Origin of the sequence: Rhizobium sp. J15 (genome assembly GCF_002531825.1) — a bacterium.
Taxonomy (GTDB): Bacteria; Pseudomonadota; Alphaproteobacteria; order Rhizobiales; family Rhizobiaceae; genus Rhizobium.
Map to the genome: position 1 here is coordinate 122,568 of NZ_NWSX01000012.1, position 22,329 is coordinate 144,896.

23 protein-coding genes, 1 tRNA gene and 1 pseudogene are annotated in these 22,329 nt (G+C 63.0%); 15 read left to right on the forward strand and 10 right to left on the reverse strand.

Annotation, left to right across the window (positions count from 1 at the left end; genetic code table 11):
* Positions 1-60 precede the first annotated feature (60 nt).
* The 3 genes from CO670_RS13490 to CO670_RS13500 all read left to right on the forward strand — a co-directional run bounded on the left by CO670_RS13490 (position 61) and on the right by CO670_RS13500 (position 1,992).
* On the forward strand, positions 61-390 hold the full coding sequence (locus tag CO670_RS13490; RefSeq protein WP_097590692.1) for an NIPSNAP family protein: 330 nt from the start codon (positions 61-63) through the stop codon (positions 388-390).
* A complete protein-coding gene (locus CO670_RS13495) occupies positions 387-737 on the forward strand; it encodes an antibiotic biosynthesis monooxygenase (RefSeq protein WP_097590693.1) in 351 nt (116 codons plus the stop codon). Before CO670_RS13490 ends, CO670_RS13495 begins: the two co-directional genes overlap by 4 nt.
* A 112-nt stretch (positions 738-849) precedes the next feature.
* Positions 850-1,992 (forward strand): site-specific DNA-methyltransferase, encoded by a 1,143-nt coding sequence (locus CO670_RS13500; protein WP_097590694.1) that lies wholly within the window; start codon positions 850-852, stop codon positions 1,990-1,992.
* Positions 1,993-2,101: 109 nt separating this feature from the next.
* Here the strand turns inward: CO670_RS13500 and CO670_RS13505 are convergent, their stop codons facing one another.
* From CO670_RS13505 to mutY, 3 genes are read right to left on the reverse strand one after another with little or no spacing between them, the layout of a single operon-like run.
* On the reverse strand, positions 2,102-2,467 hold the full coding sequence (locus CO670_RS13505; RefSeq protein WP_097590695.1) for a nuclear transport factor 2 family protein: 366 nt from the start codon (positions 2,465-2,467) through the stop codon (positions 2,102-2,104).
* A 3-nt stretch (positions 2,468-2,470) separates the two neighbouring features.
* Positions 2,471-3,085, reverse strand: a complete 615-nt coding sequence (locus tag CO670_RS13510) for an HAD family phosphatase (protein ID WP_097590696.1) — start codon at positions 3,083-3,085, stop codon at positions 2,471-2,473.
* Between the two features lie 2 nt (positions 3,086-3,087).
* Positions 3,088-4,179 (reverse strand): A/G-specific adenine glycosylase, encoded by a 1,092-nt coding sequence (mutY, locus tag CO670_RS13515; protein ID WP_097590697.1) that lies wholly within the window; start codon positions 4,177-4,179, stop codon positions 3,088-3,090.
* 96 nt (positions 4,180-4,275) lie between these two features.
* Here mutY and CO670_RS13520 point away from each other — a divergent pair, with 96 nt between their 5' ends.
* The 7 genes from CO670_RS13520 (at position 4,276) to ppdK (ending at position 14,039) form a co-directional block, all read left to right on the forward strand.
* Positions 4,276-4,764, forward strand: a complete 489-nt coding sequence (locus CO670_RS13520; protein WP_097590698.1) for a DUF721 domain-containing protein — start codon at positions 4,276-4,278, stop codon at positions 4,762-4,764.
* A 112-nt stretch (positions 4,765-4,876) separates the two neighbouring features.
* Positions 4,877-5,071, forward strand: a complete 195-nt coding sequence (locus CO670_RS13525; RefSeq protein ID WP_097590699.1) for a hypothetical protein — start codon at positions 4,877-4,879, stop codon at positions 5,069-5,071.
* Positions 5,072-5,074: 3 nt separating this feature from the next.
* On the forward strand, positions 5,075-5,656 hold the full coding sequence (locus CO670_RS13530) for a Fic family protein (RefSeq protein ID WP_097590700.1): 582 nt from the start codon (positions 5,075-5,077) through the stop codon (positions 5,654-5,656).
* A gap of 92 nt (positions 5,657-5,748) precedes the next feature.
* On the forward strand, positions 5,749-5,973 hold the full coding sequence (locus tag CO670_RS13535; RefSeq protein ID WP_097590701.1) for a DUF6290 family protein: 225 nt from the start codon (positions 5,749-5,751) through the stop codon (positions 5,971-5,973).
* Positions 5,974-6,200: 227 nt separating this feature from the next.
* Positions 6,201-6,977 (forward strand): DsbA family protein, encoded by a 777-nt coding sequence (locus CO670_RS13540; RefSeq protein ID WP_097590702.1) that lies wholly within the window; start codon positions 6,201-6,203, stop codon positions 6,975-6,977.
* Between the two features lie 219 nt (positions 6,978-7,196).
* The gene (gene smc / locus CO670_RS13545; protein WP_097590703.1) at positions 7,197-10,658 is read left to right on the forward strand and encodes a chromosome segregation protein SMC; all 3,462 of its coding nucleotides are present in this window, start codon (positions 7,197-7,199) and stop codon (positions 10,656-10,658) included.
* 618 nt (positions 10,659-11,276) lie between these two features.
* Entirely contained in the window at positions 11,277-14,039 is a 2,763-nt protein-coding gene (gene ppdK, locus CO670_RS13550; RefSeq protein ID WP_097590704.1) for a pyruvate, phosphate dikinase, read from the forward strand.
* Here ppdK and CO670_RS13555 read toward each other — a convergent pair.
* Positions 13,993-14,271, reverse strand: coding sequence for a hypothetical protein (locus CO670_RS13555; RefSeq protein WP_097590705.1), 279 nt, complete (start codon positions 14,269-14,271; stop codon positions 13,993-13,995). The two genes, ppdK and CO670_RS13555, sit on opposite strands and share 47 nt — an antisense overlap.
* Positions 14,272-14,438: 167 nt before the next feature.
* Positions 14,439-14,636, reverse strand: coding sequence for a hypothetical protein (locus CO670_RS13560; protein ID WP_029531594.1), 198 nt, complete (start codon positions 14,634-14,636; stop codon positions 14,439-14,441).
* Between the two features lie 104 nt (positions 14,637-14,740).
* Here CO670_RS13560 and CO670_RS13565 point away from each other — a divergent pair, with 104 nt between their 5' ends.
* Together CO670_RS13565 and CO670_RS13570 are read left to right on the forward strand one after the other, a co-directional pair.
* On the forward strand, positions 14,741-14,986 hold the full coding sequence (locus CO670_RS13565; protein WP_088678599.1) for a hypothetical protein: 246 nt from the start codon (positions 14,741-14,743) through the stop codon (positions 14,984-14,986).
* Positions 14,987-15,054: 68 nt separating this feature from the next.
* On the forward strand, positions 15,055-15,609 hold the full coding sequence (locus tag CO670_RS13570) for an ankyrin repeat domain-containing protein (RefSeq protein WP_097590706.1): 555 nt from the start codon (positions 15,055-15,057) through the stop codon (positions 15,607-15,609).
* Positions 15,610-15,644: 35 nt separating this feature from the next.
* Here the strand turns inward: CO670_RS13570 and CO670_RS13575 are convergent.
* A pseudogene (locus CO670_RS13575) lies at positions 15,645-16,033 on the reverse strand (hypothetical protein).
* A gap of 218 nt (positions 16,034-16,251) precedes the next feature.
* On the opposite strand from CO670_RS13575, the gene CO670_RS13580 reads away from it, so the two are divergent.
* Positions 16,252-17,160: a DUF1499 domain-containing protein gene (locus CO670_RS13580; protein ID WP_097590707.1), complete on the forward strand. Its 909-nt coding sequence runs from the start codon at positions 16,252-16,254 to the stop codon at positions 17,158-17,160.
* A gap of 184 nt (positions 17,161-17,344) precedes the next feature.
* Here CO670_RS13580 and CO670_RS13585 read toward each other — a convergent pair whose 3' ends face one another.
* Positions 17,345-18,019, reverse strand: a complete 675-nt coding sequence (locus CO670_RS13585; protein WP_097590708.1) for a redoxin domain-containing protein — start codon at positions 18,017-18,019, stop codon at positions 17,345-17,347.
* A 407-nt stretch (positions 18,020-18,426) separates the two neighbouring features.
* Between CO670_RS13585 and CO670_RS32500 the strand changes: the two genes are divergently transcribed.
* Positions 18,427-18,945, forward strand: a complete 519-nt coding sequence (locus CO670_RS32500; RefSeq protein WP_141502274.1) for a hypothetical protein — start codon at positions 18,427-18,429, stop codon at positions 18,943-18,945.
* 19 nt (positions 18,946-18,964) lie between these two features.
* Here the strand turns inward: CO670_RS32500 and CO670_RS13595 are convergent, their stop codons facing one another.
* Genes CO670_RS13595 through CO670_RS13605 form a run of 3 tightly spaced genes read right to left on the reverse strand, consistent with a single transcriptional unit; the run spans position 18,965 to position 22,062 of the window.
* Complete coding sequence (locus CO670_RS13595) at positions 18,965-20,686, reverse strand: DUF4166 domain-containing protein (RefSeq protein WP_097590710.1); 1,722 nt, start codon at positions 20,684-20,686, stop codon at positions 18,965-18,967.
* Entirely contained in the window at positions 20,683-21,132 is a 450-nt protein-coding gene (locus CO670_RS13600; RefSeq protein ID WP_097590711.1) for a DCC1-like thiol-disulfide oxidoreductase family protein, read from the reverse strand. Before CO670_RS13600 ends, CO670_RS13595 begins: the two co-directional genes overlap by 4 nt.
* A 21-nt stretch (positions 21,133-21,153) precedes the next feature.
* Positions 21,154-22,062 (reverse strand): MBL fold metallo-hydrolase, encoded by a 909-nt coding sequence (locus tag CO670_RS13605; RefSeq protein WP_097590712.1) that lies wholly within the window; start codon positions 22,060-22,062, stop codon positions 21,154-21,156.
* A gap of 166 nt (positions 22,063-22,228) precedes the next feature.
* On the opposite strand from CO670_RS13605, the gene CO670_RS13610 reads away from it, so the two are divergent.
* Positions 22,229-22,303: transfer RNA gene (locus tag CO670_RS13610), tRNA-Gln, on the forward strand.
* Positions 22,304-22,329 lie beyond the last annotated feature (26 nt).

The following is a 22,329-nucleotide window of genomic DNA, read 5'->3' on the forward strand; positions in this document are numbered from 1 at the left end:
TAACCGAAGCATCGCCGTCAGGCAATGTGCGAAAACGGATGGAGCGAAAAGGAGAAACCGATGATCACCTGCTTCATCCGCTATCAGATCGACCCTTTCAAGAAGGAAGCCTTTGCCGAATATGCCCGCAATTGGGGCCAGACGATCCCCCGGAACGGCGCCGACCTGATCGGCTATTTCGGCCCGCATGAGGGCTCTGCGACGACCGCCTACGGCGTCTACAACATCGAAAGCCTCGCCGTCTATGAAGCCTACCGCGCCAGGCTGGCCGCCGATCCGCTCGGCCGCGACAATTACGAATTCGCCAGACGCGAAGGCTTCATCCGCAAGGAGGACCGCATCTTCCTCAAAAACGTCTCCGCCCCTCACGCCAGGCTGGTGCTGCCATGATCGCCGTCATCTTCGAAGTCGTGCCCTATATGGGCGAACGCCACAAATATCTCGACCTCGCCGGCGAATTGCGATCCGAGCTCGAAAAGATCGACGGCTTCATCTCGATCGAGCGTTTCGAGAGCCTGACCAACCGCGGCAAGCTGCTGTCGCTCTCCTTCTTCCGCGACGAGGAGGCCGTCCGCAAATGGCGCAACCTCGAAGCCCACCGGGCAGCCCAACAAGCCGGCCGTGGCGGCATCTTCGCCGACTACCGCCTGCGCATCGCCAGCGTAGTGCGCGATTACGGCATGTTCGAACGCGACGAGGTGCCGGCAGATAGTCGCGAGGTTCATGATGCGGCGTGACGGGGCGGCACCCTAATAAATTCCCGAAATCGGCCGCCCCTTCAGGCTTTGGTAACTAAGTTGCGTAACCATAACGGAGAGTTAAGCGTAAAGCGTATGAGTGAGTATCAGAATGGCATCAGTTTTTCCGCTTGCCGACCTCAAGGCCTCCGTCAACCCGGGTTCCCGGTCGGAGTCCTGGATCGACACGATCATCAAGGGCGATTGCGTCAGCGCCCTTGAAGCCTTGCCCACCCACTCCGTCGATGTGATCTTCGCCGACCCGCCTTATAACCTCCAGCTCGGCGGAACGCTGCATCGTCCCGATCAGTCGCTGGTCGATGCGGTCGATGACGAATGGGATCAATTTGCTTCCTTCGAAGCCTATGACGCCTTCACCCGCGCCTGGCTGCTGGCCTGCCGCCGTGTCTTGAAGCCGACGGGTTCGATCTGGGTGATCGGCTCATATCACAACATTTTCCGCGTCGGCGCGACGCTGCAGGATCTGAACTTCTGGATCCTCAACGACATCATCTGGCGCAAGACCAATCCGATGCCGAATTTCAAGGGCCGCCGGTTCCAGAACGCCCATGAGACGATGATCTGGGCGAGCCCCAACGCCAAGGCCAAGGGCTATACCTTCAATTACGATGCGATGAAGGCCGCCAACGACGATGTGCAGATGCGCTCCGACTGGCTCTTTCCGATATGCAACGGCAATGAGCGGCTGAAGGGCGAGGACGGCAAGAAGGTGCATCCGACCCAGAAGCCGGAAGCGCTGCTCGCCCGCGTCATCATGGCCTCGACCAAGCCGGGCGATATCGTGCTCGATCCCTTCTTCGGTTCGGGAACGACGGGCGCCGTCGCCAAGCGTCTCGGCCGTCACTTCGTCGGCATCGAGCGCGAGCAGGATTATATCGATGCGGCATCCGCCCGCATCGCCGCCGTCGAGCCGCTCGGCAAGGCGGAACTGACCGTCATGACCGGCAAGAAGGCCGAGGTGCGCGTCGCCTTCAACGTGCTTGTCGAAAGCGGCCTGATCAAGCCCGGCCAGGTGCTGACCGACGCCAAACGCCGCTACAGCGCGATCGTGCGTGCCGACGGCACCGTCGCATCAGGCGGCGAGGCCGGCTCCATTCATCGTCTCGGCGCCAAGGTACAGGGTCTCGATGCATGCAACGGATGGACCTTCTGGCATTTCGAAGACGGGCAGTCCCTGCGCCCGATCGACGATCTCAGGTCCGTCATCCGCAGTGATCTGGCAAAGGTGGAGTGAGCAGCACCTTCGGCGGATCGAGATACCTTCTTCCGGTTTCCTCCAGTTGCGGAAGAAGGCCAAGGCGCCCGGGGCTCGAACCTCGGGCGTCTTCTATTTGAGGGGCCGTTCAGAAGTCCTTGTAATCGGTGACGTCGACGCGGGTGATGCGGCCTTCCGTATTGAAGGTGATCGTCTCCTCGCCCTCGCGGATCAGCGGCTGGCCCGTCTTGCTGTGGGTGGCGCGAAGCGACCAGACGGCCCGGCCGGACAGCGGCGTCAGCGTTTCGACAAGCGAATTTTCCGCGGTCTGATCGGGATAGTCATCGAAATATTTCCGAAAGGCGGCCATGATCTCGCTCCGCCCGGCAAGGCTGCCGACGCCGTTCGAGACATAGGTGGCGTCCTCGGCGAAATACCCCTCGATGACCGGAAAATCGAGGGCGTTGATCGCGGCGTGAAAGCGCTCGATTTCCTCTGCCGGGTCGAAAGCCATGGCTCAGATCTTCAATCCGTAAGCGGCGAGATCGCTGCGCAGCTTCTCCGCGCCCGAAAACAGCACCGCATTCCAGCCGAAGGCTTTGGCGCCTTCGACATTAACAGGCGCGTCGTCGATGAAGATCGTCGCCCTGGGATCGAGGCCGAAGCTCTTCGTATGCGTGTCGTAGATTGCCGCATCCGGCTTGATCAGGCCGACATCGCCGGAAACGGTGACGCCGCGCGGTTTGGTGAGAAAGGGGAAACGCTGCTGCGCCTCGCGGAAAGTGTCGGAGGCGAAATTGGTCAGCATCGTCACGTCGTGGCCTTCGGCAATCAGCCCTTCCATGATCGCGACGCTGTCCTCATAGGCGTGCGGCACCATTTCGTGCCAGTATTTGCGGAAGGCGCGAATATGCTCTTCACGTGCCGGGTGCTGGGCAATCAGCAGCGCTTCGGCCTCTTGCCATGTGCGGCCGCGGTCCTGCTCGATGTTCCAGTCATGGGTGCAGATATTGGCGAAGAACCAGTTGCGCTCTGTCTCATCAGGGATGAGGCGGGCGAAGGGAAGATGCGGATCGTAATGAATAAGAACTTTGCCGATGTCGAAAACGATATGCTTTATGTCGGTGGTCATGGTCATCCCTTGGATGTTTTGAACGCGAGAGGAATAGCCGCTGCGATCGCTTTTTTCATGACGGTCGGCAAGGCCTGCGCTTCAAGATTTGTGACCGGCTCCCACCATCCGTCATTCGTGTCGACCGTGGCGGCGATGGCCGTGCGGTAGATCGAAAGCCTGAGTTCGAAATGCGTAAAGACATGGACGACGGTGCCGCAGGCCTGCCATGCCGCATTGAAGGGGGCGGCTTCCGCCGACGTCTCGCCATCGACGCGCGCCGTCCAGGCCGTCGTCGGCACCTCGGTCATGCCGCCGAGCAGGCCGCTATCCGCCCGCCGCCGCAAAAGAATCTCACCATCGGCGGTGACCGCGATGAAGGCCGCGCCCTGCCGCACCGGCTTCTCCTTCTTCGCCGCCTTGACGGGAAAGAGCTCGGGATCGGAAAGCCTCAACGCCTCGCAGGCGCCCCGGAACGGACAGAGCGAACAGGCCGGCCGCTTCGGCGTGCAGATCGTGGCGCCGAGATCCATCATCGCCTGGGCGAAATCGCCGGGCCGCGCCGCAGGCGTCAGCAGCGCCACTTTCTCCTTCATCAAAGGCTTTGCCGCCGGAAGCGGCGTTTCGATCGCGTAAAGCCTGGAGATCACCCGCTCGACATTGCCGTCCATGACCGCCGCCTGGCGGTTGAAAGCGATGGCCGCGACGGCGGCGGCCGTATAGTCGCCGATGCCGGGCAGCGACTTGAGCCCTGCTTCCGTGTCAGGAAAGATGCCGCCATATTCCCTAGCCACCGCTTCGGCGCATTTCTTCAGGTTGCGGGCACGGGCGTAGTAGCCGAGCCCCGCCCAGGCGGCCATCACCTCATCGTTTGCGGCGGCGGCAAGGTCGGTCACTGCGGGCCAGCGCTGCAGAAACTTGGCGAAATAGGGTTTGACCGCCTGCACCGTCGTCTGCTGCAGCATCACCTCGGAAAGCCAGATGTGATAGGGATCGGGTTTGACGCCGCGCGCCGCCATGCCGGGCGCTACGCGCCAGGGCAGGTCGCGGTGATGCCGGTCGTACCAGTCGAGAAGGGGCTTTGCCGAGGGCGTGTCGAGGGTTGTGATCGTCATGATTTGCCGCGATGGGGGGAAGGCCCTATACTTGGCGAAGCAATGCCGCGCGATCAAGTCGGTCCCGCCAAATCGCGCCGCCGCTGAAGGGTTTCGATGAGTTATCCACGCAAAGATGTGAAGCAGATTTCCGAGCTGGCGAATGGGCTGATCGATCCCGTCCTGGCCCGGCGCGCCGGCATCAACACGGCGCTGCTCGGCTCCTGGGACGAAATCGCCGGCGAGGATTTCGCCGATTGCACCCGGCCGGAAAAGATCGCCTGGGCGCGCGGCGGCGATGACGGCAGCTTTCGCCCCGGCGTGCTGACGATCGCCTGCGAAGGCGCGCGCGCGCTTTTCCTCACCCATGCCCAGGGCGAACTCATCCAGCGCATCAACAGCTTCTTCGGCTTCGCAGCCGTCCACCAGATTCGCATCGTCCAGAAGCCGGTCTCCCAGGCCGTCCGCCGCTCCCGCACCCCGCAGCCGCTGAAGGGCGAAGCCGCCCGCAAGCTCGAAGGCATGATGGAAGGCATCGAGGGCGACAAGCTGCGCCAGGCGATTCAGCGCTTAGGGACCGCGGTGATGGGCAAGCGAGGACGGTAATCCGTTGCCTGCCGCTTGCCTATCTGTATCGTGCTCGCAGTGATCCCGGCGTTCAAATCAAACGAATTCCTTTTGCGAGTCCATATGCGGTCGTGCTACGTTCTGAGTCACGATGAGCAAACAGCCGAACTTGACCCGCAATGCCAATATCGGTCGCCTGACCCAGGCGCGTGCCGAAAAGATCAGTGCGGTCGAAGGCTTGGTACTCAGCTCGCGCATGCGTGAGGTCCTCGCCGAGACTAAGGACCAGCCGGCAGAAGCGCGCCGTGAAGCGATCCGCGCGCAGTTTGTCCGCAAGTCTGCCTGAACGTTGGTCTATACTGCCGAATACGACCCGCTCTGTTATCTGGGCACGCCCGTGCTCCGCAACAAACTGGACCTTACGGATCAGAATGAGCTCGATGAGTTCGAAACAGCGATGTTCGTGCTCCGCTCGGATGAGCCTTGGCCGGAGGGCGATCTGGATCTCACGCACTATCTCGCCCTACACCGGCACCTGTTCCAGGATGTCTACGACTGGGCCGGCGAGATCCGTGCCATCCGTATCGGCAAAGGTGGCAACTGGTTCTGCTATCCCGAATTCATCGCTAATGAACTGAGCCGGATTTTTCATGAATTGGCCCAGGCAAACTATTTCCAAGGACTGACACAAGCAGATTTTGCAGTTCAAGCCGCCCACCTCCTCGCCGAGATCAATGCCATACACCCTTTCCGTGAGGGTAACGGCCGCACCCAATTGACCTTTCTCGCACTTCTGGCCGAGCGTGCTGGTCTACCGTTCAATGCTGAAGTGCTTGATCGCGAACGTGTCATCGACGCCATGATCGAGAGCTTTGCCGGCTCAGAGCAACCGCTGGCGAGGCTCATCCTCGATCTCATCAGCGAACCTTGACGCTAAACTCTCTTCGATTTTTCAGTGGTGAAGAAGCACTGGAGATCAAGCACCTCGGATGCCGCGTTTATATAGTAGACGGGAGAGAAATCATGCTGGTTTTGCGGTTGCCGCCTGATGTCGAAGCGCGGCTCGATGACCTTGCCAGGCGCACTGGCCGCAGCAAAAGCTTTTATGCCCGCCAAGCCCTCCTCGAACATATCAATGATCTCGAAGATATCTATCTGGCCGAAAAGTGCCTTGAAGAACTTCGCCGGGGTGAGAGTGATACTGTGCCATTGGCCGAACTGATGGAGCGTCATGGCCTGGAGAATTGAGTTCCTCCGCGCAGCCGAGCGCAAGTCTGAGAAGCTGGGGCATGTGCATATCGGCAATCGCCGTGACGTATACCGATGAATCTGCGTGCCGACCGATCGCAATTTTGTCTGGCGGTCCCATCACGGTCACAATTCTTTGAAGGAAGTTGCTGATCCGTGGCTTGTGAGCGGCCGTCAGCCGTTATATCGCACAGTCACGCCGTCACTCTCATACCTATGGGGAACCCATGCAGATGTCCGAAATGCAACTGACGAAACGCCGCCTTCTGGGCGGTATCGCCATCGCCGCAGCTGCCGTAGCGCTTGCCGCCTGCAACGACAGCAAGGACGCTGCCGATGCTTCGTCCTCCGGCAAGACCATGGCTGACGGCACCAATGTCGACACCATTCAGACGGCTGCCACGTCGGGCACCGAAATGCCGCAGTCCGACGGCGACGTCGATATGGCCGAAGTGCTGAAGCCCGGCGCCTTGCCTGAGATGGCGCTGGGCAAGGCCGATGCCCCGGTCAAGATCGTCGAATACATGTCGATGACGTGCCCGCACTGCGCCCATTTCCACAACACCACCTTTGACACCATCAAGCAGAAATACGTCGACAGCGGCAAGGTGCAGTTCATCATCCGCGAATTCCCCTTCGATCCGCGCGCTGCCGCCGCCTTCATGCTTGCCCGCTGCAATGCCTCCAATCCGGAGCAGTTGAGCACGCCGGAGCAGTATTTCCCGATGGTATCCATGCTGTTCAAGCAGCAGCAGGTCTGGGCCGCCGCCGATGACGGCCGCGCCGCGCTGCTGCAGATGTCGAAGCTGGCCGGATTTACTGAGGATAGCTTTACGAAATGCTTGACGAACCAGAAGCTTCTGGATGAAGTGAACGCCACGCGGGAAAGAGGTTCCAAGGACTTCGGCGTCAACGCCACGCCGACTTTCCTCATCAATGGCAAGCGCTATTCTGGAGACATGCCGGTTGAAACCATGTCGGCGCTCATCGACAGCCTGCTCTGAACCGGACCGTTTCGAAATGACGGGCGACGGCGAAAGCCGTGCGCCCGTTTTTTGTTTTCAGCGCAGTTTGCGGGTGTGGCCCCCTCATCCGCCCTACGGGCACCTTCTCCCCGCTGGGGAGAAGAGGGGATCGAGACGTTGCGGCACATCCCCTTCGCCCCAGCGGGGAGAAGGTGCCGGCAGGCGGATGAGGGGGCTTCCTGCCGTGGATATTTCTGCATGAAGTTCAACAAGCTGCGCCTGGTCGGCTTCAAATCCTTCGTCGAGCCGACGGAATTCATCATCGAGCGCGGGCTGACCGGCGTCGTCGGTCCGAACGGCTGCGGCAAGTCCAACCTTGTCGAGGCGCTGCGCTGGGTGATGGGCGAGAATTCCTACAAGAACATGCGCGCCTCCGGCATGGACGACGTGATCTTTTCCGGTTCGGGCAACCGTCCGGCGCGCAACACCGCTGAAGTCGCGCTGTATCTCGACAATGCCGAGCGCACCGCGCCTGCCGCCTTCAACGATGCCGACGAGATCCAGGTCACCCGCCGCATCGAGCGCGAGCAGGGCTCGCTCTATCGCATCAACGGCAAGGAAAGCCGCGCCAAGGACGTGCAGTTGCTCTTTGCCGACGCCTCCACCGGCGCCCGGTCGCCCTCGATGGTCGGGCAGGGCCGCATCGGCGAGCTGATCCAGGCAAAGCCGCAGGCCCGCCGCCAGCTGCTCGAAGAGGCGGCAGGCATTTCGGGCCTGCATTCGCGCCGCCATGAGGCCGAGCTGCGCCTGCGCGCCGCCGAAAGCAATCTCGAGCGTCTCGACGACGTCACTTCGCAGCTGGAAAGCCAGATCGAGAGCCTGAAGCGCCAGGCCCGCCAGGCGAACCGCTTCAAGACGCTGTCTGCCGATATTCGCGCTCGCGAGGCGATGCTTCTGCATATCCGCTGGGTGCAGGCCAAGGAGGCCGAGGCCGAGGCCGACAGCGCCCTGAACCAGGCGACATCAGTCGTCGCCGAAAAGGCGCAGGTCCAGATGGAAGCGGCGAAGCACCAGGGCATCGCCAGCCTCAAGCTGCCGGAACTGCGTGAGGGGGAAGCCCGCGCCGCCGCCGCGTTGCAGCGACTGCAGATCGCCAGAAGCCAGCTGGAGGAAGATGCCGGCCGCATCCTGCGCCGCCGCGACGAACTCACGCGCCGGCTCGCCCAGCTTGCGGAGGATATTCGCCGCGAGGAGCGGCTGGTGGCCGACAATGCCGTCATCCTCGCCAAGCTTGATGCCGAAGAGGCGGAGATCTTGGAGGTCCTCGCCGATTCCGGCCGCTATGCCGAGGAAACCCGTGAGGCTTTCGAAGGGGCGGCCGCAAAGCTGGCCGACAGCGAGCGCATCTTCACCGTTCTGACGGCCGAACGTGCCGAAGCGGCCGCCGGCCGTAATCAGCTCGAGCGCGCCATCCGCGATCTCGCCGATCGCCGGATGCGCCTCGAACGCCACATGAACGAGGCGAACCAGGAACTGTCGGCCATCGGCGAGAAGATTGCCGGCCTGCCCGATCCCGAGGAGAAGCGCGCGATGGTCGAGGCCGGCGAAATCGCCGTTGCCGACGCCGAGGCCGCGGTCCAGGCGGTCGAACAGGCGCTTGCCGCTGCCCGCCAGACGGAGGCACTGTCGCGCGCGCCGGTCGAGCAGGCCCGTTCGGCGCTGAATGCGCTGGAGACCGAGGCCCGCACTATTTCCCGCATGCTGGCCGCCGGGGCGGCGGCGGGCAGATTTCCCCCAGTTGCCGAAGAGCTGAAGGTCGATCGCGGCTTCGAAACCGCGCTGGGTGCGGCCCTCGGCGACGATCTCGAATCGCCGCTTGATGCCGAGGCGCCGGCCCATTGGTCCGAAAACGGCGATGGCGCCGCCGATCCGGCGCTTCCGTCAGGCGTTACGCCGCTGCTCGACCACGTTCGTGCGCCGTCCGCGCTGACCCGCCGTCTGCGCCAGATCGGCCTCGTCGCGGAGGCTGATGCAGGGTCCCTGATGGCGACGCTGAAGCCCGGCCAGCGGCTGGTGACGAAAGAGGGCGCCGTTTACCGCTGGGATGGCCATGTCACGGGTGCCGATGCCCCGAGCGCTGCTGCCCTTCGCCTCGCCCAGAAAAACCGCCTGGCGGAACTTGAGGGCGAGGCGGCGCTTGCCCGCGACGTGCTTGTGGAAGCTGAGGAGCGGCAGGTTGCCGCCGCCGAGGCGATCCGCGGGGAGGAGCGGAGGCTCGCCGAGTCGCGCGATATGAGCCGTCTGTCGGCGCGTCATCTCGGCGAAGCGCGTGAAGCGCTCGCGGCTGCCGAGCGCGCCTCTGGCGACCTGATCCGCCGCCGTGACGTTGTCAGCGAGGCCGCCAGCCAGCTTGGCGCGCAGCTCGAAGAGATCGCCGTCCAGGAGGAGAATGCCCGCATCGAGCTGGAGGATGCGCCCGATCTGACCGAGATCGATGAGCGGCTGCGTTTCCAGCAGGCCGAAGTTGCGACGGATCGCGGCGCGCTCGCCGAAAGCCGCGCCCGCCACGAAAGTCTCGCCAGGGAAAATGAGGCCCGCCAGCGCCGCATCGTCGCGATCGGCCAGGAGCGCGAGACCTGGCGCCAGCGCGCGGCAAGCGGAGAAGATCATGTCGCCACCTTGCGCGAGCGCGAGGAAGAGGCGCGCGAAGAGGCTGCCGACCTCGAAATGGCGCCGGATGAATTCGATGACAAACGCCGCGCCCTGCTCAGCGAATTGCAGAAGGCGGAAGAAGCGCGCCGAAACGCCGGCGATCTCCTGGCCGAGGCCGAACGCATCCAGCGCGAAGCCGACCACAAGGCGGCGACGGCGCTTTCCGAGCTTGCCGAATGCCGCGAACGGCGCGGCCGCGCCGAGGAGCGCCTCGTCTCTGCCCGCGAGAAGCGGCAGGAAAGCGAAAGCCGCATCCGCGAAGTCCTCAACGTGCCCCCGCACGAGGCGCTGCGTCTGACCGGGCGTCCGGCCATGCAGGCTCTCCCCGACCCGCGTGAAGTCGAGCGCGAGCTCGAACGCCTGAGGATGGAGCGCGAGCGCCTCGGCGCCGTCAACCTGCGCGCCGACGAGGAACAGAAGGAACTGAGCGAGAAGCTCGAAACGCTGGTCAAGGAACGCGACGATGTCATCGATGCGATCCGCAAGCTGCGTGGCGCCATCCAGAGCCTCAACCGCGAGGGCCGCGAGCGCCTGATCGCCGCCTTCGACATCGTCAATGCCCAGTTCCAGCGGCTGTTCACCCATCTTTTTGGTGGCGGCACGGCCGAGCTGCAACTGATCGAATCGGACGATCCGCTCGAGGCCGGTCTCGAAATCCTGGCCCGCCCGCCCGGCAAGAAGCCGCAGACCATGACGCTGCTCTCCGGCGGCGAGCAGGCGCTGACGGCAATGGCGCTGATCTTCGCGGTCTTTCTCACCAATCCGGCGCCGATCTGCGTGCTCGACGAGGTGGATGCGCCGCTCGACGACCACAATGTGGAGCGCTACTGCAATCTGATGGACGAAATGGCCGCTTCCACCGAAACGCGCTTCGTCATCATCACCCACAATCCCATCACCATGGCCCGCATGAACCGCCTCTTCGGCGTCACCATGGCCGAGCAGGGCGTTTCCCAGTTGGTCTCCGTCGACCTGCAGACGGCTGAGCGGTTGCGCGAGATCGCCTAAAGCAACCTCAACAGAAGCGTAACGTGGTTCTTTGCGTCCGGAACTGGATGAAGCGCCAGAGCAATTCCAGCGCGGATACTGAGCGGGTTTGCGTCCAAAAATTGCGAAAAATCAAAAGACTGGCATTAAACACCAAAAAAGGTCGGCTCTCGGGCGGCCTGTACCCCATTTGGGTGATGCTCTTTGCGATGACTTGCATTAGAAGTTGTTTCAACGCAACCTGATATTTTTGCTGAAAAGCAGGCAGTCAACGTTGCGCATATCGAATTCGCGAAGCGGTGTTCCGGCAGAGGGCAAAACCGGATGCCGTGGGCAATTCCCCGGAAAAAGCTTAAAGTGGTTCCCGGGAATTGCGTAAAACTAAGGTCAGAGCGATTTTTAGGAACCGCTCCTGGGTTGAGGGACCCCCCGTCCGGTTTTCCTGGCCGGACGGAAACAAGGCTTTGCGGGACATGTTGCAGTCCCGCAAAGCTTTTTTTATGCGCCGAAATCTTTCAATCGGTTCGATAGCCAGCAAGCATGCAGATTTATTGTGCGGCGCAACATTTTGCCGCACTTGTCGATTTTCATTTCAACACCAAGGGATTAAGCTAGCCCCGGTTTGGTGTTGGGGGGAATATGACCAAGTGGGTCTATACGTTCGGCGACGGGCAGGCAGAGGGCCGGGCGCGCGACCAGGAGATTCTCGGCGGCAAAGGCGCCAATCTCGCGGAAATGTGCCGCCTCGGGCTTCCGGTGCCGCCAGGACTGACGATCGTCAGTGACGCCTGCAACACCTATTACAAGAACGGCCGACACATCGAGGAAGGGCTGAAGGCCGGGGTGCGGGCGGGCATTTCTGCCATAGAGGCGATCACCGGCCGCCACTTCGGCTCGGGCAGCCAGCCGCTGCTCCTATCGGTGCGCTCCGGCGCGCGCGTCTCCATGCCTGGCATGATGGACACGGTCCTCAATCTCGGCCTCAACGACGAGACGGTGCAGGCGCTCGGCCATGATGCAGGCGACGCCCGTTTCGCCTGGGACAGTTACCGCCGCTTCATCCAGATGTATGCCGATGTGGTCATGGGTCTCGGCAACGATGCCTTCGAGGAGATACTGGAAGACGAGAAGGCCAAGCTCGGCTACGAGTTCGATACTGAACTCAGCGCCTCGGAATGGCAGCATATCGTCTCGCTCTACAAGCGGCTGATCGAAGAGGAACTGGAGCAGGAGTTTCCGCAGGACCCGGAAGTCCAGCTCTGGGGTGCCGTCGGCGCCGTCTTTTCCAGCTGGATGAGCGCGCGCGCCGTCACCTACCGCCAGCTCCACAATATTCCGGAAGGCTGGGGCACGGCCGTCAATATCCAGGCCATGGTTTTCGGCAATCTCGGCAATGCGTCGGCCACCGGTGTCGCCTTCACCCGCAACCCCTCGACCGGCGAGAATGCGCTTTACGGCGAATTCCTCGTCAACGCCCAGGGCGAGGATGTCGTCGCCGGCATCCGCACGCCGCAGAGCATCACCGAGGAGGGGCGTCTTTCCTCCGGCTCCGACAAGCCCTCGATGGAAAAGCTGATGCCGGAGGCGTTTCGCGAGCTGAGCCGCATCTGCTCCGAACTCGAGATCCACTACCGCGATATGCAGGATATCGAATTCACGATCGAGCGCGGCAGGCTCTGGATGCTGCAGACCCGCTCGGGCAAGCGCTCGACGCGGGCGGCGATGAAGATCGCCGTCGACATGGTCGACGAGGGCGTGATCACCGAGGAAGAGGCGGTCTTGCGCATCGAACCCTCGAGCCTGGACCAGCTCTTGCATCCGACGATCGATCCGCGCGTCAACCGCCAGGTCATCGGCGCGGGACTTCCGGCCTCGCCGGGGGCGGCCACCGGCGCCATCGTCTTCACCGCGGAAGAGGCGGTGGAGGCTGAGGCGGAAGGCCGCAAGGTCATCCTGCTCAGGGTCGAGACCAGCCCCGAGGATATTCACGGCATGCATGCCGCCGAAGGCATCCTGACCACACGCGGCGGCATGACCAGCCACGCGGCGGTCGTCGCCCGCGGCATGGGCACGCCCTGCGTCGTCGGGGCCGGCACCATGCGCATCGATCAACGCAACGAGCGACTGCTCGGCATCGGCGTTACCCTGAAGAAGGGCGATATCATCACCATCGACGGTTCCGCCGGCCAGGTGCTGAAGGGCGAGGTGCCGATGATCCAGCCGGAGCTTTCCGGCGATTTCGGCCGCATCATGGGCTGGGCCGACCGCGCCCGGCGCATGACGGTGCGCACCAATGCCGATACGCCGGCCGATGCGCGTGCCGCCCGCTCCTTCGGCGCCGAGGGCATCGGCCTTTGCCGCACCGAACACATGTTCTTCGAGGGCGAGCGCATCCACGCCATGCGCGAGATGATTCTCGCCGAAAACGAAAAGGGCAGGCGGCTGGCGCTCGACAAGCTGCTGCCGATGCAGCGCTCGGATTTCACCGGCCTCTTCACCGTCATGCACGGCCTGCCGGTGACGATCCGCCTGCTCGATCCGCCACTGCATGAATTCCTGCCGAAGACCGACGACGAGGTGGCTGAAGTCGCCTTCGCCATGGGCATGGAGGCTCTGGCTTTGCGCCAGCGCGTCGATGCGCTGCACGAGTTCAATCCGATGCTCGGCCATCGCGGCTGTCGTCTGGCGATCTCCTACCCTGAAATCGTCGAGATGCAGGCCCGCGCCATCTTCGAGGCGGCCGTGGCCGCAGCCCATGAGACGGGTGCAGCCGTCGTGCCTGAAATCATGGTGCCGCTCGTCGGCCTGCGCTCCGAGCTCGATTACGTCAAGGCGCGCATCGACGAAATTGCCGGCGATGTGATGAACGAGGCCGGCATGAAGATCGATTATCTCGTCGGCACGATGATCGAGCTGCCGCGTGCCGCACTTCGCGCCCATGTGATCGCCGAAGCGGCCGAATTCTTCTCCTTCGGCACCAACGACCTGACGCAGACCACCTTCGGCATCTCGCGCGACGACGCCTCCGCCTTTATCCCGACTTATCAGCGCAAGGGCATCATCGAGCACGATCCCTTCATCTCGCTCGATTTCGACGGTGTGGGCGAACTGATCAGCATCGCCGCCGAACGCGGCCGGCGCACCCGCCAGGACATGAAGCTCGGCATCTGCGGAGAACATGGCGGCGACCCGGCCTCGATCCGCTTCTGCGAGACGATCGGGCTCGATTATGTCTCCTGCTCGCCTTTCCGCGTGCCGATCGCGAGGCTAGCGGCCGCGCAGGCGGTCATATCAGAGCTGAAAGCCCAGCGGGAAAATACCAAGACGACCGGAAAGCACCTGCGGGCGACGAGCCTTAATGACGATGGTGCCAGCGCTCGCGGTAAATATAAGGCCCGTTGAGATCCCAGGCCATGCTCTGCATCAGTTCGGCGCTCTGCGCCCGCGATTCAGCCCGCCGGTCGAGATCGATGCGCTGCAGGCAGGTGGCAAAGCCATCGGTGCCGCGGCGAAACCCGTAACCGAGGCAACGCAGCTCATCCGCCGCCCGCCGCTCCTCCGGCGTCATCGTCTGGCAGGCGGAAAGTCCGGCGGCGAGCGTGGTTATGACGGTGATGAGAATCGGGACGCGCATCAGAGGTATTCCTTGCTTTTCCCTGAGGAAATGCCATTCGGGTGCGGGCGTCAAGCGAGGAGATAGGCAGAGCCGGTCTGTCCTTACTTGAGGCAAGCCCCTACCTCTCCTCCCTTATATCTGTGACGAGCACAGGTATAAGGGAGGGTGTAACGCTCTCACCAAAATCACGCTGCTCCCGCCGGATCGCCGATCGGCAGGAGTGCCGGATCGAGCGGCGGGTCCTGCGGGTTCTTCGTGTCGCCGGGGTCCTGCGCTGGCGTCAGCGGCGGTTTTTCCTGGATGCGGTCGGGAATGCCGGGGGTCGGCGTCGGGCCGCGCGGTGTGTCGGTCGTCGGTGTCGGGATCGGATCTCTGTTCGGCATGATCGCCTCCTTTCCAGAAGGGAACGGCACCGCCGGAAGATGGTTCCACTTTCACGAGCCGGCATTCCTCTGTAAGAGGGGACCTCTCAAGCATGGGGACGAGCATGGCCATCCGCGATCGATTTTCGAAGAAACTCAGCTGTCCGCAATGCGGCAATGCCGGATTTGCCGAGGCCTCCGAGATCGACGACCCCAACCGCAAGCATCCGGATTTCAAGGTCGATCAGCTGCCGCGCGGCTTTGGTGTGCAGCGTCCTTCCAACCACCAGGAATCCTTCATGCTCAAATGCGAATGCGGGCGCAAGTTTCCCTTCCGCAGCCTCGCGGAAGCGGCGGCCGAGCGGCGGTAACGCGGAAGCGCGGGTGCTGGATTTGAATCCGAACTCTCATGTGATCCAACCCAATTTTCGGGGTAACAATGCTTCGCTTTTTCCTGCGCGTGATCGCCATCTTGGGACTTTCATTCAGTTCGGCCGCCGCAGCCAATACGGATGTCGTCAAGAAATTCCATGATGCCGTCCATGCGGGCGATATCACGACCGTAAGAACCATGCTTGCAGCCGAACCATCCCTGGCGACGTCGGTCGATGAATACCGATTCCAGCCTATCCACCTTCTCGACATGTATTTTGAACGGCAAATCCTGGAGCTTCTGCTAGCGACCGGAGCCGACATCAACGCCAGGAATGACGAAGGGATCACCATTCTTCATATCGTCACCGACCCTGACGCGGTGAATGTCCTCATAGGAAAGGGGGCTGACATTGAGGCTCGCGACAATCGCGGCCGAACGCCTCTGGTCGCCCAGCTAGGTAACCAGCAGAATGGGCCTGATGTTGTCGCCGCTCTTTTGGAGAGTGGTGCAAATCCCGATGCCAAGGACGACAGCGGCATGACGGCCCTCGCTATCGCGCGGCAAACTGGCGACGAGGACCTCGTCGCCCTCATCACGGCAAGCGGGACCAGGAACTGATGCCGGAGGTTCCAGCGACCGCCGGGCTCTGAAGCTCAGATCCGCTCCAGCAGCTCGACGAAGGCATCAGCGAAGCGCATCAGATGCGCCGTCTCTTCGTCAGGCGCCTGCATGCGGATTTCCGTGCCGTTGGCGTCGAGCAGCGCCAGCACGACACGCATTTCGTGACCGTCGTCCGGGATGCGCAGCACCGCGATGCGCCGGCAATCCTCGATGAGGCCGCCGGCCGGAAGGTCGAACAGCAATTCGCCGCCGGTACGCCGGCTGCCTGGCGCACTGCCTCGCAGAAGCCGGCATCGCCGCCAGCATAACCTTCGAGCGAAAGTTCGAGCTCGACGAGCTCCATCGGCAGCATCGGTTCGGACTGGTCGATACCGCCAAGCGCAGACGCCTGCGGCCTTGCTGCTATCTCGGGTGAAATCATCCCGTCTCTCCTGTCCTGCAATCGGAGATGAAACCGCGGCAGAATGGCCTTTTTTTGACATATCAGCAAGGGCTTATGGAATGGCTGGCGCCTTCGTCGTGGATTCCGCCCGATATGCTTGAGACAACGGTTTCAATTTAGCCGAATCTTGCACTAAACAGGTTTATGGCGATTTGCGTGGTCCCTGGCGCGGCGCTGACGAGCAACCGGTAAGTTTGATGGCCATCCGCTTCGACCGTCCCGTTTCCAGCGCCGCGCGCGTTTCGCGGCTGCTCGGGGCATTTTCGCTGGTTCTGGCGCTGGCGGTGATGATCGCCCATCGCTTCGGCGGTCTCGCCACGCCCTATCTGGTGCTGCTTCTCATTGCCGCCGCCGGCTGCGCATTGCTCGCCGCCCTGCTTGCTGCCGTCGGCCTGCGCAGCCTCTGGATGACGGGCGCCGAAGGCGGGCTGAGCGCGCTGGCGGCGCTGATCTACGCCGCCTTTCCGCTGGCCCTCGGCGCCTCGGCCGTCGAGCGCTACATGACGCTGCCCGATATCCACGACGTTTCCACCGATCCGGTTTCCGTTCCGGACTGGCTTTCGCCGCCCAAGGCCGATCAGATCTGGCTGAAGCGTAACCCTGAGGTGACGCCGGAAGATCGTGAAAAGCAGATGGTCGCCTATCCCGAACTGACCGGCCGGCGCTACGAAGGCGCGCTCGACCGGGTGCTGGAGGCGGTGCGCAAGGTCGCGAAGCAAAGCGGCTTCACAATCACGAGGAGCAGTGGCGATACCGAGCCGGGCCGCGATCTCGAGGATAAGACGCCCAAGCCGCAGCCGGGCGACGATGCGGTTGCCGATGCACCCGATATCGTTCCCGTGCCGACACCGCGCCCCTATGACGACGATGTCGCCAAGCTCATCCGCGGTGCCAACGGCGTGACGCTGCAGGCCACCACCCGCACGCTGATCCTCGGCCTGCGCTTCGATATCCTGATCCGCCTGCGCGAGGAGGCCGAAACCACCTTCGTCGACATCCGCGTCGCCTCCCGCTACGGCCAGCACGACCTCGGCTTCAGCGCCGCGATTGCGGATGACTATCTGAAGGCGCTTGACGCCGAACTCCTGGGGATCGCCGGTGGGTGAGCAACGGTGGCGCAAAGCGCCAGCAATCGATCCGGTGAATCGATTGCAGTTGCGAACGCCCTGAGCCCAAGCGAAGGGCCGGGATACGGCGCGGCAAACGCGACCGCTTTTCCGGTGCCGCCAAAGGCGGCAGCAATCACCCGATAACGATGCAGCGTTGGCAGACATTCGCTGTAGATCAGCGTCAAAGGTCGTCCGCGGCGGCGATGATCTCCGCTGCATTCGGGAAGATGCAAAGGCTGTTCGGTCCGTCCAGCGCCTCGATTTGAGTCCAGGCGATGGTGCCGTTCGCATTGACCAGGAAATGCCCGACGAGCTGGCTGGCGTGGTTGGCGAAGATCGCCATATCGGCTTCATCAAGCGCGAAGCGGTCCTTGGCGTTGAGCACCGTATTGGCTTCCATCGGCTGTAGCGGTTCCGGCAACTCCCCCGTAGGGTTGATGCGCGCCGCCTGGAACTGCGCCATCGTCGCGCTATAAGGCCATTCGGGCTGCTTGCTGCTCTCATCGGGCAGGAACTCGGCATGGGGCACGCCATAGGCCCGATGGGTGTGGCAGTCGGCATCGCATAGCAGCGTTACTGGCGTCGGACGGTGGCGGAAATACAGGCGCGCGCGTTCCACCGGCGTGTTGATAACGGCCACGGTCTCCACCCCGGAGGCGCGCAGGATGGGCTGTATGCCGGCAAGCTGTTCGACCTGGCGCCGGCAGAACGGGCAGTGCAGCCCGCGAAAGAAGCCGATCAGGAACGGGCGACCGCTCAACTCGGCGAAAGAGACCGTTCCCTCGAAATTGGCTGCGGCGAGTGTGAAGGCGGGCGCGGCATCTCCAGGCTGCAGCGGGCGCTTTTGGTCTCCCATGGAATAATTCCTCTCTCGTATCGTCTCAGTTTAAACGACCGAAATTCAACTATATCACTCGTCGCAAGAACCGCCGCGCGATGTTGAGATCGCCGAGGCCAGACACGCCTCGAGGAGGAATGACGGGGAGGGCGGCGGTGTAGTCCGCTGACTGGCGGTTCTCTGAAAGGGCTCGATGCCGTGTTACTGGCCGATTGCGGATGTGCGGCAGGCCCAACATTCGTATGGTGCCGCGAACTCGGCCTCCCTACTATATCATCCCATCGCGCCCCATCGCACGAAGCGGAGATTGCCATCCGATTGAAGGTTTCATACCCTGCGCGAGGGCTTATTCGCGCGTTCAACTTAGGGCATGGGTTGATCGATAATTTTAGGCAGTGTTTGAGCTTGCGAGGCAGCGTTTCAGCGTGCGACCCTATACCTTGATCTCGTGGTCGGTTGTTTCACTGTTTGTCATCGTCATGTTGGCCTCGTTGCCCACTTGCTCAGGACGTCAATGGACTTCGGCGTTGCCGCCGGAATTTGAAATAGGCCAGCGCCTTTCCCACGGTTCGACGCAGAATGGTACCGGAACTTGCGGGGCCGTAATTTATCAGTTGTCGTACACACAAACTCAAGAAATCCGCCGTCGTGGCATCGCAGCGTTTCCAACTGATCTGAAAAGCCCGGATGGATTGCAATATGAGGATTGGGCAAATACGCCAGTGCCCAAGGAGATATACGAACGGTATGTTTTGAATACCGCCGGTTCCCCGGTTGGATTGGACTGCAGTAATGGCACCTGGGAGAAAGAGTGGCGCGCGAACGCTGAGAAGGCGGGCAATTACTATGCGACCAATGGAAAGGCTTTGATCCTCTTGCAGGCCTCACAATTGCAAGAGAATCCAAATTATCTGGCTGCGGTGGGTTATTTTTATAATCCCTAAAGCCAGCGCAAACCATCGCTCATTCCACCACCAGCCACCCCCTATACCGCACCACCAGCCCCGTCACCCGCCCGCCGATCTCCACATAGAAGTGGAACCGCCCGTCGCGCTCCTCCTCATACGTCTCTCCGCCCGGCGCCAGGAACAGCGGCAGCGGAATCCCGCAAAACCGCCAGCCGCGCACCACCAGCCGCAGCCTCTCTCCCTCCGGTACCAGCGCGAGCAGCACCCGGAACGGCCCAAAGACTTCGGCCAGCAGGTGCCGGTCGCGGCCCTTGCCCTCTGCCAGGATGCTGCGGAAGCTCTTATCCCCGAAGGTCCGCGTCCAGATCTCCGTGTCGCCCTTGGCGGCAAAGCGCACCGTGACCGGCACGTCCTCGCTGGCTGCGGGAAAGCCGATCAGCCGCGCCACCGCCCGCGCCAGAAAGCCCCTGCCGCGTTCGATCCGCGCCCGGCCGGAGGCAGTGCGTGCGCCGCCGGCATGGATGGCTGATATGGCGGGCGGCAGCCGGTCGAAGGCGCTGCCGAGAATCTGCCGGTAGAGCGGCTGGGCTTCCGCCTCGCATTCTCGGCGGATGCCAGTGATGATCTTGAACCGCCGGAAGGCCGCCTCGAAATCGGCGAGCCGCAATTCGCCCGCCGCCGGCCGGGCGCCGGGCGCGGACCGCTCGCCGGCCAGCAGCCGGCGCACCAGCACTTCGGCTGCGATAACCGGAATGAACGGCCCGTCATCGCCCTCGGCAATCAGATGCCAGCCCGTCGTCAGCCGCTTGCCGGCAGTATCGATGCCGCTGGCGCGCACGAACATGCCGCCGCGATGTTCGCCCCAGGCAAACGCATGGCTGGCGCGCTGCATCAGCCGCGAGAAGGGCGTTAGCGAGGGCAGGAGGCCAAGGCGGACGAGCCGGGCGAAAAGGCCGAGCAGGCGCTGCAACGGCTGCGGCTCGGTTCCGACACCGGTGAAGCTCGATTGCAGGCCGTCAACACGCGCCGGCAGTAACGCCAGATCCGGCGCATCCACCAGCAGGAATTTCCGGCTCTTGAGCGGCACCGCACCCGGCGGCGCCACCGTTACCCGCATCGCCTCGATCAGCCCATGCCCGCTCGAAACCTGCCCATCGCTGAGCCGCGGCACTTTCTTGCCGGCATAGCTCGCGATCGCCCTGACGACATTGCGCCCGATCTTCACATGCGGCGAAGGGGCAATGCCCGCCGCCACCGCATCGATCCTGGCGAACTGCGGCGCCATCACATCGAGCGCGGCGAAGGACAGCGCCGGCAGGCTGCTGAGGCCGGAGAGCGCGAAAACGCCCTTCGCTCTCGCCTCGGCATCGAGCCCGCCGATGGCGGCGACGAAACCGGTGCTGTCGGCGAGATCGGCGTAATCGATGTCGAGCCCGATGCAGGCGCGCACGACCTTGTAAGGGTCTTCCCCGAAGCTCTGAAACGGCCCGGAGGCATCGATGACGAGATCGGGCTGCAGCCGCGTCAGCTGTTCGGTAAGGTCGCCGTCGCGATCGAAGGCCACCGCCTGCAGCGTTGCCCCGAGATTGGTGCTTCCCAGGCCCTCGGAGCCATCTTTCGGGGATCTGAGATCGGCAAGGAAATCGTCGGCCTTTTCAAGCGAACGCCCGGCGATCAACAATCTCAGCCGCGGTTCATCGCCGAGTAGCCGCGCCAGCCGGCCGCCGAAGGTGCCGTAGCCGCCGATAATCAGCAGCGAAAGCCGCTCGCCGCTCATGCGATGAAACGGCTGCGCTGCTCCGGCGTCGGCACCATGCAGCTCTGCCGGCCGGCGATCTTCAGCCGGTTGCGGGCGATGAATTCATAAAGCACATCGGCAAGGCGGCGCGGCAGCAGCCGGAAGAGTTTCACCAGCGAATAGGGAAAGCCGAGGCCCGCCACCATGCGGATCGAGCCGTCCGACTTGAAGAAGGCGCGGCCGTTTTCGATGAGGATATTGGTTTCATAATCGCGCTCATTCAGCCCATAATGCCGGTAGAGCGCTTCGCCGAGCGGCGTCTGGGCGGCGAGGAACCTGTAGCGCCGCTGCCGGTCGTGCTTCAGCGCGAATTTCACCCAGCCGGAGCAGAAGACGCATTCGCCATCGAAGACGATCAGCGGCTGGTCATCGGCAAAATCCGGCACGCCGGCATCGTTGCGATAGCTGTAAGCGGCACGCGTCATGGTAATCTCCCCATCTCCCGCTTACAACAGCCGGTAGGTGGCGGCAAGAGAAGGCGGCCCATCCGCCGCGATCTCGCCGCGCTCGACGAGATCCTCGATATGGGCGAGCACGGAAAGTGCTGCCGCCCCATGCAGCTTCGGATCGGTATCGCTGTAGATCGCCTTCACCATCTCGGCAATCGTACGGTCGCCCGTCCGGATGCGGGCGAGCACCGCCCGCTCGCGCTTCAGCCGATGCGCCTTCAGCGCCGGCAGGAAACTCGCCGGCGCCGTCACCGGCCCGCCATGGCCGGGCAGCAACAGGCGGTCCTGGCGCGCCATCAGCCGCTCGAGCGAGGCCATGTAATCCGCCATCGCGCCATCCGGCGGTGCGACGATCGAGGTCGACCAGGCCATGACATGATCGCCGGAGAAGAGCGTATCGCGGCCTTCGAGCGCGAAGGCGGCATGATTGGCCGTATGCCCCGGTGTGGGTACCGATGTCAGCGCCCAGCCATCGCCCGATATGGTCTCACCGTCGCCGAGCGCGATATCCGGCACGAAGTCCAGATCCGAGCTTTCGGAAAACGGATTGCTCTCGCCATCCCTAAGCCGCCGCGCCGGCCGATGCGGCCCTTGCCCCACCGTCACCGCCCCCGTCGCCGCCTGCAGCCGGCGGGCGAGCGGCGAGTGGTCGCGATGGGTGTGGCTGACGAAGATATGCGTCACCTCGCGGCCGCCAAGCGCTGCCATCAGCGCCTGATAATGCGCCTCATCCTCCGGCCCGGGATCGATAACCGCGACCGAGGCGGCGCCGACGATATAGCTGTTGGTGCCGTAAAAGGTGAAAGGCCCGGGATTCTCCGCCGTGACCCGCGCGACCCCAGCCGCAACCGGCACGGCCCGCCCATAGGCCGGCTCGAAAGCAAGGTCGAATGCGGGGCTTTCCATGCGGGGCGATGCTCTCGAGGCCGATGACACCGCCCATTCCTAGCATGGGCCGCTGCGCTCTGCAGCGCATAAATCTGCCCGATGCGCAACTTAGTCATTGTGACAGACGGAGAGCTTTGCTAATCAGGCGTCGATTTGAGCCGGCGCCTTGCGCCGAAAGCTCTGGTGGGGCGTAGCCAAGCGGTAAGGCAGCGGTTTTTGGTACCGCCATCCCCTGGTTCGAATCCAGGCGCCCCAGCCATTTATCCATAACGGTCGCGCGAGATC